Genomic DNA, 16,613 nt, shown 5'->3' with positions numbered 1-16,613 from the left:
ACTTTGATCCCCGTTCCGCCCTGGTGTAACGGCAGCATGCAGGCCTTTGGAGCCTTGCGGTCTAGGTTCGAATCCTGGGGGCGGAACACGCGCGGCTAGACTGACCCGGTCAGCCCTACGGGGGTCCCAGTCCCACACAAGGGGGTGCGGTGAGCGTCACGCGACCAGCCGCCGTCATGATTCTTGCAGCGGGTGAAGGCACTCGCATGAAGTCCTCGACACCCAAGGTGTTGCACCGAATCGGTGGACGCTCACTGCTTCACCACGCGATTGCTGCCGCCCAAGGCCTTCAGCCCGAGCGTCTCGTGGTGGTGGTCCGCCACGCACGCGACCAGGTGGCCGCGCACGCCGTCGAGGCGGCGCCAGCCGCTCTCATGGCCGACCAAGACGACGTCCCGGGAACGGGGCGCGCCGTCTGGTGCGGGCTTTCCGCTCTCGACGCCACAGCCATGGCCGCCGCCGTCGCAGAGGGCCTCGATCGGGAAGACGTCATTTCGAGCCAGGCAACTGGTCCGATCCTCGTGACTTCCGCCGACGTTCCTCTGGTGGACACGGATTTGCTGAGCGCGATGCTCGCCGACCACACGGCAGGGAACAGGGCCGTCACCGTCATGACAGCCAAAGTTGACGATCCCACCGGTTACGGACGCATCGTCCACGACGCCGACGGAGCCGTCGCCCGCATCGTCGAGCACAAGGACGCGAGCGACGCGGAACTGGCCATCACCGAGATCAACGCTGGCTTGTATGTGTTCGACGCCGCGACGCTGCGCGAGGTGCTCGGCGGGCTCGACAGAGACAACGCGCAAGGCGAGTTGTACCTCACGGACGTCGTGGCGATCGCGCGGGCGGCAGGCAAGCCGGTCGGTGCCTTTGTGGCTCCCCAGCCCGGCGCAGTCGAAGGCATCAACGACAGGGTTCAACTCGCTGCGATGGGGGCCGCGCTCAATCAATCGGTACTCGAACGATGGATGCGCAGTGGAGTGACGATCGTGGACCCCTCGACCACCTGGATCGACGTCACCGTCACTCTCGAGCAAGATTCGACGATCCTGCCGGGTACCCAACTGCACGGCACCACGAGCGTCGCTACCGGCGCCGTCGTCGGCCCCGACTCGACGCTCACTGATGTGACCGTCGGCAAGGACGCCACCGTGATCCGCACTCACGGCTCTTCGTCCACGATCGCCGAAGGCGCGACGGTTGGCCCGTTCTCCTACTTGCGCCCAGGCACAGCGCTCGGTACGGACGGCAAGATCGGCGCGTTCGTGGAGACCAAGAACGCAACCATCGGCGCGCACTCGAAGGTTCCTCACTTGAGCTACGTGGGCGACGCGACCATCGGCGAGCACTCCAATATCGGAGCGGCCACCATCTTCGTCAACTACGACGGCGTGAACAAGAACCACACGACCGTGGGCAACCACGTGCGGATCGGTTCAGACAACTCGCTCATCGCGCCGATCACAATCGGCGATGGCGCGTACACGGGGGCTGGCGCGATCATTCGCAGGGATGTGCCCTCTGGCGCGCTGGGCCGCAACAGCGTGCCGCAGCAGGTGATCGAGGGCTGGGTGGCATCCCATCGCCCAGGAACCGCGTCGGCAGACGCCGCCGTGAGGGCTTCCCAACAGGACCTCGGCGGCGCGGGGGCTCTCCCCGAACCGATATCGTTCAGTCAGGACGACGCGCCGAGCGAGCGAGGAAAGCGATGATGTCGATGATCTCGAACACGAGTGAGCGAAGGCTCGTCTTTACCAGCGGCCGCGCACACCCTGAACTGGCGGAGAACGTCGCCAGAGAGCTCGGCATCGAACCCGTCCCCACCACCGCCTACACCTTCGCCAATGGCGAGTTGTACATCCGTTTTGGTGAGTCGGTGCGCGGCACCGATGCGTTCGTGCTGCAATCGCACGCCGCCCCCATCAACGAAGCCATCATGGAACAGCTCATCATGGTGGACGCACTGAAGCGCGCCTCGACCAAGCGCATCACGGTGATCATGCCGTGCTACGGATACGCCCGCCAGGACAAGAAGCACAAGGGTCGCGAGCCGATCTCCGCCAGGCTGATGGCCGACCTCTTCAAGACGGCGGGCGCCGATCGCATCATGTCTGTCGACCTGCACACGTCGCAGATTCAGGGATTCTTTGACGGTCCCGTCGACCACTTGTGGGCCATGCCGCTGCTGGCGCAGTACGTGCGTTCCCGCGTGGCGCCAGACAACCTCACGATCGTCTCTCCCGACGCCGGCCGTGTGCGCCTCGCCGACCAGTGGTCAGACCACCTTGGCTCGCCGCTCGCGATCATCCACAAGCGCCGCGACCCCTCGGTTCCCAACCAGGTCAAGGTCCACGAACTCGTCGGCGAGGTCGAGGGTCGCACGTGTGTGCTGGTCGACGACATGATCGACACCGGCGGTACAATCGTCCAGGCGGCCAACGCGCTCTTCGAGAACGGCGCCAAGGACGTGATCGTGGCCTCGACTCACGGCCTCCTGTCGGGCCCCGCCGTGGAGAGGCTCCGCGACTCAGGCATCTCCGAGGTCGTGGTGACGGACACGTTGCCGATCCCAGACGAGAAGCGCTTTGAGCGCCTCACCGTGCTGTCGATCGCGCCGCTCATCGCACGCGCTGTGCGCGAGGTATTCGACGACGGCTCCGTGACGAGCCTGTTCAACGGGAACGTCTAGCTCCTCGGGAATCCGTCACATCTTCGCGTAGCGGGCGCGGCCAAATGAGTACAGGCCGTACGCCGCGAAGCCCACGCCTACAGCGATCACGATCGGCTGGCCGAATGGGGCGTCGAGTAGGCCGCCGATTGCTCCGTCAAGCCCCCGCGCCTTGTCAGGATCCGCCGTCAGTGCGGCGTAGGTGAAGAAGGCGCCCACAGCGCCGAGCGCGACGCCCTTGGCGGGGTATCCGACCGTGCCGAGCGCCTTCACCGCATTCGGCGCGCCCGTCAGGTCCTCTTCGAACTTCTTGGTGACGCCTTTGTAGACGTGATAGGCACCCGCAGCCAAGATTCCGAGTCCGATAGCACCAAGCAGCACCCGACCCCCGGGAGCCTGCATGAGGTCGCTGGCATAGCCTTGCGCTTGCGAGTCGCCGTTGCTTGACCCACCGGTGCCCTGAGCCACGGTGTACGCCACGAAGGCAAGGACGGCGTAGACGACAGCCTTGCCGGCCGCCTTCGCCCTGTCCTTCCCTTCGTCGTGGCTGCGGAGCGCATCGGCGATTTGCCAGGCCGCAAGAGCGGCCCATGCGCCCACTGCTACCCAGATAACGACGCCGCCGACTGGCGTCTCACTGAGTTGTGAAAGCGCAGAGGACTGGGACGCCTCGCCACTGCTGCCACCGAAGGCCAGCCTCGCGATGAGATAGCCGAGCACGATGTGCACAAGGCCGGTGATGGCGTACCCGCCCCGCGCCGTCTTTTCCCACACGTCTCCCGATGTGCCATTGCGTGCTGTGCCATTCGCAGAGGTAGTCATGGTGGTGGCAACGACCGCGGCGGCACCAGGCATTCCGCCCCGCGAATCAAGGTCGCGGCTGGTCGTGAGACGCAGTAGACTATCCGGGTTCCTCGGCGAGGCTGGCAAGCAGCACGGCTGGCGTGATCGACGCGGCGGATGCGGTGCGTCCTGCCTTGCCTGGGCCCGTATTCGACCGATTCGAGGAGAACCATGTCTGACAAGCTCAAGCTTGCTGCCGAAAAGCGCACCGAATTTGGCAAGGGTGCCGCGCGCCGCGCCAGGATGGCGCACAAGATCCCTGCAGTGATCTACGGCCACGGTGCTGACCCGCTGCACGTCTTGTTGCCAGGCCACGAGACGATGATGACGCTCAAGCACTCGAACGCCCTCATCACGGTGGCGTGGGACGACGAGAGCCAGATGGTGCTCGCGAAGGATGTCCAGCGCCACGCCGTCAAGCGCACCATTGAGCACGTCGACCTGCTGATTGTCCGCAAGGGCGAGAAGGTTACCGTCGACATCCCGGTGCACGTCGTGGGCGACTCGTTCCCCGGCACCGTTGCCGTGACCGAGCACAACACACTGTCGATCGAGGCAGAAGCCACACACATTCCCGAGTCGGTCGAGGTGTCGATCGAGGGCCTCGAAGAGGGTCAGAAGGTCACTGCAGGCGACGTGAAGCTGCCAGCGGGCTCGACGCTCGTGACGGACCCCGACACCACTGTCGTCGCCATCTCGGTGCCACGCGGAACCGTCTCCGAGGAAGAGGAAGCGGCAGCGGAAGAGGCTGCAGAGTCCGCTGCGGGCCCCTCCGAGGCAGACTCCGAGTAAGACTTGACACGCATGGACGCCCGGTTTGCCGCGATGTGGCGAGCCGGGCGTCGTGCTGTGCGCTCCCTCACGGGATCGTCACGTCAGGAAGACCCGCACGACGCAATGACTGAGGAGAACGCGGTGACGGCTCTGGTGGTTGGCCTTGGAAACCCCGGTCCCGAATACGCCCAGACGCGCCACAACGTCGGCCAGATGGTCGCCGACGAAATTGCGTCGCGGTATTCGGCGTCGTTCTCGTCCGTCAAACGGACTCACTCCCAGGCCGCGAGTATCAGGTTGGGAGGCGTCGGCCCAGGGGGCGCCGCCGTTGTCGTCGCCAAGCCGATGTCGTACATGAATCTCTCCGGCGGACCAGTCGGCGCCTTGGCCAAGTACTACGACATTGCGCCGGCAGACGTCGTGGTGATTCACGACGAGCTCGACATCCCTTACGGCGCGATCAGGATCAAGCGCGGCGGCGGTTCGGGTGGGCACAACGGCTTGAAGGACATCACCAAGGCTCTTGGCACGCCCGACTACGTGAGAGTGCGCGTCGGCATCGGCCGTCCCCCTGGCCGCCAAGCGCCAGCCGATTTCGTGCTGAAGCCGTTCAGCGCCGCTGAGCGCAAGGAGCGCGACCTCGTCGTCGCGCTCGCAGCCGACGCCGTTGAGGACCTCCTCACCAAGGGCATCTCCGAGGCACAACAACGGTTCCACACGTCGGATTAGGAGGGCGGGGGGATCTGTGACCTGATCGTGACTCCTCTCGCCGCCGCACTGGACACAGGCCACAGGTTCGCCAGTACGATCGAAGACGTCGGCCCCCTTTGCTGGGGGCACGGCACCACGACCGATGCCGGCCTCACCCAGCAGCCCAAGGGGGTTCCCCATTGACCTCAGGTCGCTCCGACTGGACCATTCCGCAGGTCCCTGACCGCAGTTTTGGCGCGGTCCTGTTTGACCTCGATGGAGTACTGACTCCCACCGCAGACGTCCACATGGCCGCATGGCGGCGCATGTTCACCACCTTCTTTGCCTCCCATGGCATCACCCCTGCCTATACGGACGAGGACTACTTCGCCTACATCGACGGCAGGCCCCGGTACGAGGGCGTCCAGGTGTGCCTCGCCTCGCGCGGCGTGGAGTTGCCGTATGGGTCTCCAAGCGACCCGCCCGGTGATCAGACCGTGTGCGCGCTCGGCAACTCCAAGAACGACGCCTTCAATGCCGTGCTCGACGAAGAAGGCGTCACCGCGTTTCCAGGGTCGGTTGCGCTGATCGATGTCTTGGAGTCTCTTGACGTTCCGATGGCGGTGGTGTCGAGCTCGCGCAACGCGGCCGAGGTGCTGAGGGTCGCAGGCCTTGCTCACCGCTTTCAAGTGGTGGTCGACGGTAACGTGGCCGCCGCCGAGGCGTTGCCAGGCAAACCCAAGCCCGACACGTTCCAATACGCGGCGACACAACTGGGCGTGAGCGACGCCGTGTCCGTCGTCGTCGAAGACGCGATCTCGGGGGTGCAGGCAGGGGCCGCAGGCGACTTCGCGCTCGTCATCGGCGTCGACAGAGGCGCGGGCGCCGATGGCCTGGTGCGTGCGGGCGCCGACGTAGTGGTGCGCGATCTTGCAGAGTTGGTGCAGCCGTGAAGGCCGCTCACAACCCGCCCTTCGAGACCGACCTGCGGGAGTACGTCGACAGATTGCGCTTTCCCGCCGACCCATGGCGACTCACGGAGACGACGTTCGACGACGACGACATCGGCACCAGCGAGACCCTGTTCTCGGTGGGAAACGGCTATCTCGGACTGCGCGGAAACGTGGAAGAGGGGCACGACTTCCATTCCCACGGCACCTTCATCAATGGCTTTCACGAGACGTGGCCCATCCGCCACGCCGAGGAGGCCTACGGTTTTGCCCGCACCGGCCAGACCATCGTCAACGTCCCCGACGCCAAGGTCATCAGGCTGTACGTCGACGATGAACCCCTGTTGCTATCCGTAGCGGACCTCATCGAGTACAACCGCTCGCTCGACATGCGTGACGGCGTGCTCACCCGCGACCTGTTGTGGCGTACCCCAGCGGGAAACCGGGTGAGGGTGCGGTCCCGGCGCGTGGTGTCCTTCACGCACCGCCACGCCGCGTTGATGACCTTCGAGGTGACGCTCCTGGACAAGGAAGCGCCGATCGCGATCTCCTCCCAACTTCTCAACCGTCAGGCGGGCCTGGACGAGTACCGGGCCAACCCGGATCCCACGGGTGAGACGGACCCCCGCAAGGCGCAAAAGTTTGTCGAACGGGTTCTTGAGCCGCGTATGCACAAGGAGGAAGACGGTCGCATCCACTTGGGGTATGAGTGTGCGAACTCCGGCATGACGATGGCCGTGGCGATGGAGCATTGGGTCGACTACACCGGGGACTACGAGTGCCTCAGCGAGGTGGAGGAGGACTATGCCAAGCACGTGTTCCGCACTCAACTGAAGCCCGGCGTGACCTTCTCCCTGACCAAGGCGGTCAGTTATCACACGTCGAGTGTGGTGCCAGCTCGGGAACTGGCCGACCGTTGCAACCGCACGCTCGATCGCCTGCGCGATGAGGGAGCGGACAAGCAGTTCGAGGAGCAGCGAGAGTGGCTCGATGATTTCTGGGCACGCTCCGACGTGGAGGTGGGGGGAGACCCGGGTCTGCAGCAGGCCATCAGGTGGTCCTTGTTCCAACTCGCGCAAGCGGGCGCGCGCGGCGACGGGAACGGCATCTCCGCCAAGGGAGTCAGTGGTTCCGGCTACGGCGGCCACTACTTCTGGGACACCGAAATCTACGTGGTGCCATTCTTCACCTACACGTCCCCCGTGATGGCGCGCAACGCCCTCAGATATCGGTACCGGATGCTCGGGGCCGCCGAACGACGGGCCGCCGAACTCGCCCAACGGGGGGCTTTGTATCCGTGGCGCACCATCAACGGCGAGGAGGCCTCCGCATACTATGCCGCAGGAACCGCGCAGTACCATATCGACGCCGACATCTCATACGCGATCAACAAGTACGTGCACGCCACGGGAGACGACGAATTCTTGGCACGCGAGGGCATCGACATCTTGGTGCAGACCGCCAGGATGTGGGCGGACCTCGGATTCTGGCGCGGGACCGCAGGCAACGAAACATCGTTCCGCATTCACGGGGTGACTGGACCGGACGAGTACACCACGGTGGTCAACGACAACCTCTACACGAACGTGATGGCACGCTTCAACTTGCGCTGTGCCGCCCAGTCGGTGCGCAAGCTCGCCGACACGTGGCCCGATCAGCACGCCAAGATGGTGGCGCGCCTGGGTCTTGAGCAGGAGGAAGTCGAGGAGTGGGAACGCGCCGCGGAGGCCATGGCCATCCTGTGGGACGACAACCTTGGGATCCACCCTCAAGACGCGCTATTCAATGAGCGCGAGGTGTGGGACCTGGCGAACACGCCTCCGGAAAAGCGGCCACTTCTGCTGCACTTCCACCCACTGGTGATCTATCGCTTCCAGGTCCTCAAGCAAGCCGACGTGGTGCTTGCGCTCTTCTTGCAGTCTGAGCATTTCTCTTTGGAAGAGAAGCGTTCCGACTTCGAGTATTACGACCCGATCACCACGGGAGACTCGTCGTTGTCAGGCGTCGTCCAGTCGATCATCGCGGCAGAAGTCGGTTACCACCAGCTCGCCTTGAAGTACTTCTGGGACGGCATCTTTGTCGACATCGGTAACCTGCATTCGAACACGGCCGACGGCGTGCACGTCGCCTCGGCTGGCGGCGTATGGTCCGCGCTTGTCTTTGGTTTCGGCGGCCTGCGCGATCACGGTTCGATGCTCCACTTCGACCCGCGGCTTCCCGACGCGTGGCCGTCGCTCACCTTCAGGCTCACCCAGCGGGGGACGAGGGTCAAGGTGACGGTGCGCAAGGAGTCGATCGCCTTCAGCATCGAGGAGGGTCCGGGCCTCACCGTCGACGTGCGCGGCACTCACCACAACGTCCTTGCTCACGCCGAGGTCGTCGTGCCTCTCGAGGATCAGGGACCGCGCATCGACGGCATGCCTGATCCGCAGAAGTATCACGGCACGCTGCGCGCCGACGGCACTGTCGTCACGGCATCGTTGCCGCCGAACGTGAACGAGGCGGACGTGACGGATGTGGAGATGGAAGCGCCGAACTCGCTGAGTTAGCAGACGCCCGCCCGAGCAACGCTTGTGTTGGCCCCTGGGGCCAATGTCAAGATCGCGTTCATGAGATTCTTGAGTGCGGTCACGATGGTTGCTTGTGTTGTTGCTGGTGTGAGTGCTTGCGCGGAACCGACAACGGTGAACGCTGGTCCCGGGGGGAGCCAGACGGCGTCGCCCGGCAGCATCGCGTCGGGTGACGCGGCGGTGGCACCTTCACCTTCGCCGTCGAGCGCGGGCAAGGTGTACCAGCTTCAGGTCGAAAGCCAGGCGCTCGGGCACACGCAATCGGTGACGGTGTATGAACCCCCTGGCCTTGAAGACCTTGGTCCGGTTCCGGTGGTGTATCTGCTGCACGGCCAAAGAGAGAACAACAACATGTGGAGCAACCTGGGTGTGGCGAGTGTGTCAGACAACCTGATCGCCACTGGCGTGATCGAGCCGATGCTGATCGTCATGCCGAACATCGACAACAGCTTCGGAGTCAACAACACCGAGTCGGGCATGGTCGACATACCCGGTAGGCCCTCGGTCTACTACGACGGCAACCGCTACGAGGACTTCCTGGCCGAGGACCTGATCGCTTTCATCGACCAGGAGTACGACACGGTGGATGACCGATCCGGTCGCTTTGTTGGCGGAATCTCCATGGGAGGGTTCGCGGCGCTGCACCTGGCACTGCGCCATCCCGACCTGTTCTCCCGGGTGGGAGCTCACTCGCCGGCGCTTGTCACTGACCGTGATTTCACCTGGTTGTATCCGCCCGACGTGCCCCTTGAGGAGCGAGACCCCTTCCTGCTGGCAGAGACAGCCGATCTCAATGGCCTTGAGTTCTACCTCGACGTGGGCGACAACGACGAGTGGGGTTTCCGGCCACCCACGGAAGACTTCGCCCAGTTGCTCGAGACCCGCGGAGCGGATGTGCACTTCGAGTTGGGTCAGGGTGGCCACGACTTCTCGTACTGGGTGGACAACGTGGAGGCCTATCTTGGGTTTTATGCGGACGGCAACGGGTGACCCCTGGCACGACGCCGCCGACGTGCTCACGGCGGGTGAATTCGCACGACGCACCGGCCTGAGCCGCAAGACGCTCCGCGGCTACGAGGAGATTGACCTCATCTCCCCGCACCTCGTCGATGACCGGACCGGATTCCGCTACTACCATCCAGACCAGGTCGAGCTGGGCGTGCTGCTCCGCGAACTGCGTACCGTGGGCTTCACCCGAGCTGATTTGGTGGATGTGGTTGCCGTGCTCGGTGCCGACATGGGCGCGCCCCAGTCGGCGGCTGACGCCATCAAGACGCTGGTCTACGGCCAGGCCGAGGCGCTCCGAGGCAAGCAGTTTCGGCTCCACCAGGTCATCAACAGGCTCGCGGTGCCTGATGGCACCCCCGCGCTGGACGTCACCATCGGGCACGCCCCCGCGCATCTCGCGCTTGTCGGCTCGACGCGATGCAACGCGATCGGCGTCGATCAGGCCGCACAGTCATGGTTCGCCGTGTTCGCTGAGGCGTGCGGTCCACTCGATCACGGACCCATGTACATGCGGTTTCCCGAACCCGTCACAGACGATCTTGCGGGCGCGGTCGAGTTCTGCGTGGCCGTTCCGCAGCCGCCGGATGTGCCCGTCGGAACGTCCCTCGTGCACCGCCCCAGCCAGCCGCGCGGAGAAATCAGCTTCCCCTACCGGCGCGACCTCTACCCACTGATCCGCTCGTCCCTCGAGGTCCTCTTCGACTGGCACATGAACCTCGGTCATGACCTTGCTGGCTCCGCCCCGGAGGTGCACGGTTCGCAGGGCGGCTCGACCGTCGTCGTTGCCTGGCCCTACGGCCAGAGTGAGCCAGACCGCGACGCCTAACCGACGTCCTTCGCGGCGATCCCCAGGTGCGCGGCGAGAGCCGGCGCGATGTCCTCGATTTGTGGCCGCGACAGCATCATGCCGCGCAAGGAGCCTGGGTGGCCGACGGCACCGAGTGTGGTGTTTGACAGGTCCACGCGCGTCATGCGCGATTCCTCGGTCAACACCTCTCCCACCGTGCCTCCGAGGACCGTGAGATCCTCCACCGTAGCCATCGACAGGTCCAGGGTGTCGATCCGGCAGTGGCGCACGGTGAGGCGTCGGATGCGCGTATCACGCAGGGACAGAAGATCGATTCGCGAGTCGCGCACCGTGAAGTCGGTGAACTCGCAGCCATCGGCCGACACGGCACCGATGCGCACCTCCGCCCACGTGGCGTCGCGCCACTCGCCGTTCCTGCAACTGAGGGTCTGCGCCTGGAGGCCGCCGACGTAGACGTCGACTGCGGTGACCCCCGGAAGGTCGAGGGCATCGGCCCTACAGTCGACGAGCGCGCATTCCAAGAGGCGTACCTGCGCGGCGCTCGTGCCGTCCAGGTTGGCGCCGTCCAGGCGCAGGCCATCGAGCACCGCGCGTCCCACGAGATCACGTGCGTCGGCTTGGTCAAGATCGGGCAACTCGGCCAACTCTGTCATTTGCCTCACGCTACCGGGAGGCGGTGTCGGCGTCGGCGCTTAGGATGGTGAAGCCGGAAATCCGGTCTATTGGCATGCCCTGGAGGCCCCCGTTGTCACGTCCGCTCGCGCCGCTTGTCGCTTCCGTCGGGGCACCCCGCATCGCAGACGGCGACCACCTGGTGGCTCCGCCGTCGGCGTCGCCTGCCCTGATCGCGTCGGCCGTTGACCCTCAGAGCCTCCTCGTCGTCTTGACCGCCACGGGCAACGACGCCGAAGCCCTCGAATCCGCCCTTGGCGCGTATCTCGACCCTCACGAGGTCGCCCTGTTTCCCAACTGGGAGACGCTCCCGCACGAGCGGCTCAGCCCCCGCGCGGACACGGTCGCGCGCAGGTTGGCCACCTTGCGCCGCATCGCGCACCCTGAACAGGCTGCCGTGGAGACTGGATTGCCGGCTCCTCGCATCGTCGTGGCGCCCTTGCGCGCGGCGTTGCAGCCCCTGGCTCCGGGCCTCGCGGACCTTGAACCCGTCCGGTTGACGCGAGGCGAGCGTGTCGACCTCACCGACGTGGTGGAAAGGCTGGCGCGGGCCGCCTACGCGCGCGTCGACATGGTCGAGCGCCGCGGTGAGTTCGCGGTACGCGGCGGCATCGTCGACGTGTTCGCTCCGACGGACCCTCACCCTGTGCGCATCGAGTTCTTTGGCGATGAGGTGGAGTCGATCAGGCAGTTCTCGGTGGCCGACCAGCGTTCCCTCGCGGAGGTCGAACGGCTCTGGGCGCCTCCGTGCAGGGAAGTGTTGCTTACTGAAGAGGTGCAACGCCGCGCCTCCGCCGTGCAGTCGATGCTTCCTGCGGCGGCTGACCTGTTGGGGCGCCTCGCTGCAGGGCAAGTTGTCGAGGGAATGGAGTCGCTCCTGCCGGTGCTGGTCGACCACCTCGAAACGCTGCCAGCGCTGCTGCCGCGAGGCACGCGCATCGTCGCGCTTGAGCCGGAGCGGCTGGCGCGCCGCGCTGAAGACCTCCACAGCACGGCGGAGGAGTTCCTCGCCGCGGCGTGGGTGAGTGCCACGGCTGGCGCCGACGCACCCCTTGAGTTGGCCGCCGTTGCCGACTCGGCCAGCGATAGCCCGCTCGCCAAGGGCGGCTTCCTCACGATGGATGAACTGCACGAGGCGATGGAGTCGGCCGGAATCGGCTGGGCGACCATCGGCCCGTTCGGTGGTGACGACGCGAGCGAGACGGGCTTTGTCGCGCTCGAGTCTTTCCGTGGCAGGGCCGGCGCCGCTCTTGAGTTGGCGCGAACGCGCCTGGCGGAGGGGTGGCGCATCGTGATTGCTGCCGCCGGCACCGGCTCGGCGCAGCGCATCGCGGAGCAGTGCCGCGACGCGGACCTGCCCTCACGCGTCAGCGACGACACTGCGGAGGTGTCGCCAGGGGTAATCGACATCGTCGCCGGAGTCAACGGCGGAGGCTTCCAAGTCCCGGAGCAGCGACTGCTGGTGCTCCACGAGTCCGATCTGACGGGCCGCGCCACCGCCGTCGCCGGGCCAAAGGTGAAGGTGCCATCGAAGCGCCGCAACGTCGTCGACCCCCTGCAGCTACGCCCTGGCGACTTTGTGGTCCACGAAAGCCACGGCGTCGGCCGTTTTGTGGAACTGACCAAGCGCACCGTCCGCGGCGTCGAACGTGAGTACTTGGTGATCGAATATGCGCCTTCCAAGAAGGGGCAGGCGGGGGACCGGCTGAGCGTCCCCACTGACCAACTCGATCTCATCACCAAGTACGTGGGTGGCGAGGCTCCGACAGTCAACAAGATGGGCGGCGCCGACTGGGCGAAGACCAAGGGGCGCGCCCGCAAGGCCGTTAAGGAGATCGCGGCTGAGCTCATCAGGTTGTACTCCGCGCGCATGGCGACCAAGGGCCGCGAGTTCGGCCAGGACACTCCGTGGCAGCGGGAGCTCGAGGAAGCCTTCGCGTTCGTCGAGACGCCCGACCAGCTGAGCACGATCGACGACGTCAAGGCCGACATGGAGAAGCCGGTGCCCATGGACAGGCTGGTGTGTGGCGACGTGGGCTTTGGCAAGACCGAGATTGCGGTGCGGGCCGCGTTCAAGGCCATCCAGGACGGCACGCAGGTGGCACTGCTGTGCCCCACCACACTGCTGGTCAAGCAACACGTCGACACCTTCGCCGAACGCTTCGCTCCCTTCCCCGTGAAAGTCGCCGCACTCAGCCGCTTCCAAAGCGATAAGGAGGCCAAGGCCGTCGTCGAAGGCCTATCGGACGGGACGATCGACATGGTGATCGGCACGCACAGGCTCATCACCGGCTCCGTGCGTTTCAAGCACCTTGGCCTCGTGATTATCGACGAGGAGCAGCGCTTTGGAGTCGAGCACAAGGAGACCTTGAAGGCGTTGCGCACCGACGTGGACGTCCTGTCGATGTCGGCCACGCCCATCCCGCGCACTCTCGAACTCGCGGTCACGGGCATCCGCGAAATGTCGACGCTCGCGACGCCGCCAGAGGAACGCCACCCGATCCTCACCTACGTTGGCCCTCAAGAACAGGCCCAGGTGGCCGCCGCTATTCGCCGCGAACTGTTGCGCGACGGGCAGGTGTTCTACATTCACAACTCCGTCAAGACCATCACTCGCGCGGCCGTGCAACTGGCCGAACTCGTGCCTGAGGCCCGCATCGCCGTGGCGCATGGCCAGATGAGCGAGAAGCAACTCGAACAGGTAATCGTCGACTACTACGACAGGCAATACGACGTGCTGGTGTGTACCACGATCGTCGAGACCGGTCTCGACATCTCCAACGCCAACACGCTCATCGTGGAACGCGCCGACACCTTCGGGCTGTCGCAACTGCACCAGTTGCGCGGGCGCGTTGGCCGCGGCCGCGATCGCGCGTACGCCTACTTCCTGTACCCGGCCGAGCGCACCCTCACCGAGACCGCCCACGACCGCCTCGAGACCATCGCGGCCAACACTGACCTCGGCTCCGGTATGGCCGTCGCGCTCAAGGATCTGGAGATCCGCGGCGCAGGAAACCTGCTGGGTGGCGAGCAGTCTGGACACATCGAGGGAGTGGGCTTCGATCTCTACATCCGCATGGTGGGCGAGGCCGTCGCTGGCTTCAGGGGAGAGGGAGAAGAAGAGCGCGCGCCCGTCACGATCGACCTGCCCATCGACGCGCACATCCCCACCGAATACATCGAGCACGAGCGCTTGCGCTTGGAGGCCTATCGGACCATCGCCGACGCGGGGGACGACGCCGCTCTTGCGGCGGCCGCCGACGCCCTCGACGACCGCTACGGACCAATCCCCGAGCCCGTCTCAAACCTCTTTGCGGTCGCGCGGGCGCGGTTGGAGTTGCGTCAACTCGGCGTGACAGACGTGGTCGCCCAAGGCAAGTACGTCCGCATCGCTCCTATCGAGTTGCCCGACTCGGCGGCCATGCGGATGACCAGGATCTACCCAGGCACGCTCATCAAGCCAGCGGTGCGCAGCGTCCTGGTTCCTGCCCCCACGACTGCTCGCATCGGCGGCTCTCCTGTGGAGGGTCTGGCGGTGCTCGACTGGGTGCGGGACGTGCTCAAGACCGCCTTGCCCTCCCCGATAGGATGAAAACCATGAAGCGCATCGCTGCCGCACTCCTGCTGACCTTTGCACTCAGTGGCTGTGCCGTGACCGGCCAGCCGGCGCCTCCTGGCACGGCCGCCGTGTTCGACGGTCATACGGTCACCAACGACGAGGTTGCCGCGTGGTCCACCGCGTTGACCGAGTTGGGCTTCGCCAACGACCCCGGAGAGACGCTCACCTTGCTGTTGCTGCAGCCAGTGGCAGAGAAGGCCGCGCTCGACGACGGCAACGTCTTGACGGACGAAGAGATCGAAGAGGCGGCGGTGTTCTGGGCGCTCGCCAAGGGCAAGACGCTGACCGAGGTGACGGACGACCAGATCGCGGTGGTGCGTACCGTGCGTGCGCTCGCCACGCAGGTGGTCCCGGCCGGCACAGACTCCGTGACCTTCACCGAGCCGGTTCTTGAGGTGATCGCTGGCCTCGAAGAGCGCGCCAAGGTCAGCCCTGAGTACGGCGACTTCTCTCAAGCAGTCTTCGCCGACAGCCTGGCAAGTGCCGTCACGGAGGTGGCCGAATACGCGAACGCTCCCGGCCAGATCAGCTATTTGGTGCTGAAGAACGTCAACGGTTTCAATCCTCACGCACAGCGTGACTGGATGGGCGTTGAAGGGGCCACGAGCGAGGCGTCAGCCTAGGCCCTGTGGCCCGGCGGGCTCGCGCCCGTCTCGATAGACTCACGGGGGAGAACCCCATAGATGGCCGCTCACGCGGCACAACGATAGGAGCAACATGGCCAGCATTGAGGCCGTCGGCGCCCGCGAGATTCTCGACTCGCGCGGCAACCCCACAGTTGAGGTCGAGGTCGCTCTTGAGGACGGCACGTTTGCGCGTGCGGCAGTCCCCTCGGGTGCTTCCACCGGAGCTTTTGAAGCAGTAGAGCGTCGCGACGGTGACAAGGGCCGTTACCTGGGCAAGGGTGTTGAGCAGGCGGTTGACGCCGTTATCGACGAGATCGCCCCTGAGGTGGTCGGCCTCGACGCCACCGAGCAGCGCCTCATCGACCAGATCATGATCGACCTTGATGGCACAGACAACAAGGGCAAGCTGGGAGCCAACGCCATTCTTGGTGTGTCGCTCGCGGTCGCCAAGGCCGCCGCTGACAGCGCCGACCTTGCCCTTTTCCGCTACGTTGGCGGCCCCAACGCACACGTGCTGCCTGTCCCCATGATGAACATCCTCAACGGTGGCTCGCACGCGGACTCGAACGTTGACATCCAGGAGTTCATGGTTGCGCCCGTTGGTGCCGCCACGTTCCGCGAGGCGCTGCGCATGGGTGCAGAGGTCTACCACTCCCTCAAGTCAGTGCTCAAGGAGCGTGGCCTTGCTACCGGTCTGGGCGACGAGGGCGGCTTCGCACCCAACCTCGCTTCCAACCGCGAGGCGCTCGACCTGATCCTGGTCGCCATCGAAAAGGCCGGCTTCACGCCAGGTGACGACGTTGCGCTTGCGCTCGACGTCGCCGCCACCGAGTTCTACAAGGACGGCGCTTACCAGTGGGAGGGCGGCCAGAAGTCCGCCGCCGAGATGATCGAGTTCTACGAGGGCCTCGTGGCGGACTACCCGCTCGTGTCCATCGAGGACCCGCTGGACGAAGACGACTGGGCCAACTGGACCGCGCTGACCGCGTCGGTCGGTACCAAGACCCAGATCGTCGGCGACGACCTGTTCGTGACCAACCCCGTGCGCCTGAAGAGGGGCATCGAAGAGGCCGCTGCCAACTCGCTGCTCGTCAAGCTCAACCAGATCGGCACCCTGTCGGAGACCTCCGACGCTGTGGCGATGGCCCAGCGCGCAGGCTTCACGGCGATGGTTTCTCACCGCTCGGGTGAGACGGAAGACGTCACGATCGCCGACCTGTCGGTGGCGTACAACTCCGGCCAGATCAAGACCGGTGCCCCGGCACGCGGCGAGCGCATCAACAAGTACAACCAGCTGCTGCGCATCGAAGAAGAGCTGGACGACGCCGCGGTGTACGCGGGCAAGTCCTCCTTCCCCCGCCGCTACGGCAAGTAGGTTCTAC

General features: G+C 65.4%; 13 protein-coding genes and 1 tRNA gene. 12 read left to right on the top strand and 2 right to left on the bottom strand.

Features of this window, described 5'->3' with window-relative positions:
• Nucleotides 1-14: 14 nt before the first annotated feature.
• The 3 genes from LGT36_RS08835 (at nucleotide 15) to LGT36_RS08825 (ending at nucleotide 2,692) form a co-directional block, all read left to right on the top strand.
• Nucleotides 15-86 (top strand) — tRNA-Gln (locus LGT36_RS08835).
• A gap of 63 nt (nucleotides 87-149) precedes the next feature.
• Nucleotides 150-1,715 (top strand): bifunctional UDP-N-acetylglucosamine diphosphorylase/glucosamine-1-phosphate N-acetyltransferase GlmU, encoded by a 1,566-nt coding sequence (gene glmU, locus LGT36_RS08830; protein ID WP_226097448.1) that lies wholly within the window; start codon nucleotides 150-152, stop codon nucleotides 1,713-1,715.
• Entirely contained in the window at nucleotides 1,712-2,692 is a 981-nt protein-coding gene (locus tag LGT36_RS08825) for a ribose-phosphate diphosphokinase (protein ID WP_304515548.1), read from the top strand. Before glmU ends, LGT36_RS08825 begins: the two co-directional genes overlap by 4 nt.
• A 15-nt stretch (nucleotides 2,693-2,707) precedes the next feature.
• Here LGT36_RS08825 and LGT36_RS08820 read toward each other — a convergent pair whose 3' ends face one another.
• Entirely contained in the window at nucleotides 2,708-3,493 is a 786-nt protein-coding gene (locus tag LGT36_RS08820) for a DUF1206 domain-containing protein (RefSeq protein ID WP_226097447.1), read from the bottom strand.
• A gap of 192 nt (nucleotides 3,494-3,685) precedes the next feature.
• On the opposite strand from LGT36_RS08820, the gene LGT36_RS08815 reads away from it, so the two are divergent.
• The 6 genes from LGT36_RS08815 to LGT36_RS08790 all read left to right on the top strand — a co-directional run bounded on the left by LGT36_RS08815 (nucleotide 3,686) and on the right by LGT36_RS08790 (nucleotide 10,332).
• Entirely contained in the window at nucleotides 3,686-4,306 is a 621-nt protein-coding gene (locus tag LGT36_RS08815) for a 50S ribosomal protein L25/general stress protein Ctc (RefSeq protein ID WP_226097446.1), read from the top strand.
• Nucleotides 4,307-4,411: 105 nt separating this feature from the next.
• Entirely contained in the window at nucleotides 4,412-5,017 is a 606-nt protein-coding gene (gene pth / locus LGT36_RS08810) for an aminoacyl-tRNA hydrolase (RefSeq protein WP_226097457.1), read from the top strand.
• 161 nt (nucleotides 5,018-5,178) lie between these two features.
• Nucleotides 5,179-5,931 (top strand): HAD family phosphatase, encoded by a 753-nt coding sequence (locus LGT36_RS08805; RefSeq protein ID WP_226097445.1) that lies wholly within the window; start codon nucleotides 5,179-5,181, stop codon nucleotides 5,929-5,931.
• Complete coding sequence (locus LGT36_RS08800; RefSeq protein ID WP_226097444.1) at nucleotides 5,928-8,477, top strand: glycoside hydrolase family 65 protein; 2,550 nt, start codon at nucleotides 5,928-5,930, stop codon at nucleotides 8,475-8,477. The genes LGT36_RS08805 and LGT36_RS08800 overlap by 4 nt, the downstream gene beginning before the upstream one ends.
• A gap of 60 nt (nucleotides 8,478-8,537) precedes the next feature.
• Nucleotides 8,538-9,488, top strand: a complete 951-nt coding sequence (locus LGT36_RS08795; RefSeq protein ID WP_226097443.1) for an esterase family protein — start codon at nucleotides 8,538-8,540, stop codon at nucleotides 9,486-9,488.
• On the top strand, nucleotides 9,469-10,332 hold the full coding sequence (locus LGT36_RS08790) for a MerR family transcriptional regulator (protein ID WP_226097442.1): 864 nt from the start codon (nucleotides 9,469-9,471) through the stop codon (nucleotides 10,330-10,332). Before LGT36_RS08795 ends, LGT36_RS08790 begins: the two co-directional genes overlap by 20 nt.
• Here LGT36_RS08790 and LGT36_RS08785 read toward each other — a convergent pair.
• Nucleotides 10,329-10,967: a hypothetical protein gene (locus LGT36_RS08785; RefSeq protein ID WP_226097441.1), complete on the bottom strand. Its 639-nt coding sequence runs from the start codon at nucleotides 10,965-10,967 to the stop codon at nucleotides 10,329-10,331. The genes LGT36_RS08790 and LGT36_RS08785 overlap by 4 nt on opposite strands.
• A 74-nt stretch (nucleotides 10,968-11,041) precedes the next feature.
• Between LGT36_RS08785 and mfd the strand changes: the two genes are divergently transcribed.
• The 3 genes from mfd to eno all read left to right on the top strand — a co-directional run bounded on the left by mfd (nucleotide 11,042) and on the right by eno (nucleotide 16,606).
• Nucleotides 11,042-14,578 carry a transcription-repair coupling factor gene (gene mfd / locus LGT36_RS08780; protein ID WP_226264478.1) on the top strand — a complete coding sequence of 1,179 codons (3,537 nt, stop codon included), beginning with the start codon at nucleotides 11,042-11,044 and terminating at the stop codon, nucleotides 14,576-14,578.
• 5 nt (nucleotides 14,579-14,583) lie between these two features.
• Entirely contained in the window at nucleotides 14,584-15,228 is a 645-nt protein-coding gene (locus LGT36_RS08775) for a hypothetical protein (RefSeq protein ID WP_226097439.1), read from the top strand.
• A gap of 94 nt (nucleotides 15,229-15,322) precedes the next feature.
• Nucleotides 15,323-16,606, top strand: a complete 1,284-nt coding sequence (eno, locus tag LGT36_RS08770; protein ID WP_226097438.1) for a phosphopyruvate hydratase — start codon at nucleotides 15,323-15,325, stop codon at nucleotides 16,604-16,606.
• The last annotated feature ends 7 nt before the right edge of the window (nucleotides 16,607-16,613 follow it).

Origin of the sequence: Demequina sp. TMPB413 (assembly GCF_020447105.2) — a bacterium.
GTDB lineage: Bacteria > Actinomycetota > Actinomycetes > Actinomycetales > Demequinaceae > Demequina.
Note: the sequence above shows the minus strand (reverse complement) of the source record. Positions and strands in the feature narration are given on the sequence as shown.

What these genes read in the sequence shown, in the direction of transcription:
- LGT36_RS08825 (WP_304515548.1), top strand. Translation starts at nt 1,712, where the DNA reads ATGATGTCGATGATCTCGAACACGAGTGAGCGAAGGCTCGTCTTTACC.
- LGT36_RS08820 (WP_226097447.1), bottom strand. Translation starts at nt 3,493, where the DNA reads ATGACTACCTCTGCGAATGGCACAGCACGCAATGGCACATCGGGAGAC.
- LGT36_RS08815 (WP_226097446.1), top strand. Translation starts at nt 3,686, where the DNA reads ATGTCTGACAAGCTCAAGCTTGCTGCCGAAAAGCGCACCGAATTTGGC.
- pth (WP_226097457.1), top strand. Translation starts at nt 4,412, where the DNA reads ATGACTGAGGAGAACGCGGTGACGGCTCTGGTGGTTGGCCTTGGAAAC.
- LGT36_RS08795 (WP_226097443.1), top strand. Translation starts at nt 8,538, where the DNA reads ATGAGATTCTTGAGTGCGGTCACGATGGTTGCTTGTGTTGTTGCTGGT.
- LGT36_RS08790 (WP_226097442.1), top strand. Translation starts at nt 9,469, where the DNA reads ATGCGGACGGCAACGGGTGACCCCTGGCACGACGCCGCCGACGTGCTC.
- LGT36_RS08785 (WP_226097441.1), bottom strand. Translation starts at nt 10,967, where the DNA reads ATGACAGAGTTGGCCGAGTTGCCCGATCTTGACCAAGCCGACGCACGT.
- mfd (WP_226264478.1), top strand. Translation starts at nt 11,042, where the DNA reads ATGCCCTGGAGGCCCCCGTTGTCACGTCCGCTCGCGCCGCTTGTCGCT.
- LGT36_RS08775 (WP_226097439.1), top strand. Translation starts at nt 14,584, where the DNA reads ATGAAGCGCATCGCTGCCGCACTCCTGCTGACCTTTGCACTCAGTGGC.
- eno (WP_226097438.1), top strand. Translation starts at nt 15,323, where the DNA reads ATGGCCAGCATTGAGGCCGTCGGCGCCCGCGAGATTCTCGACTCGCGC.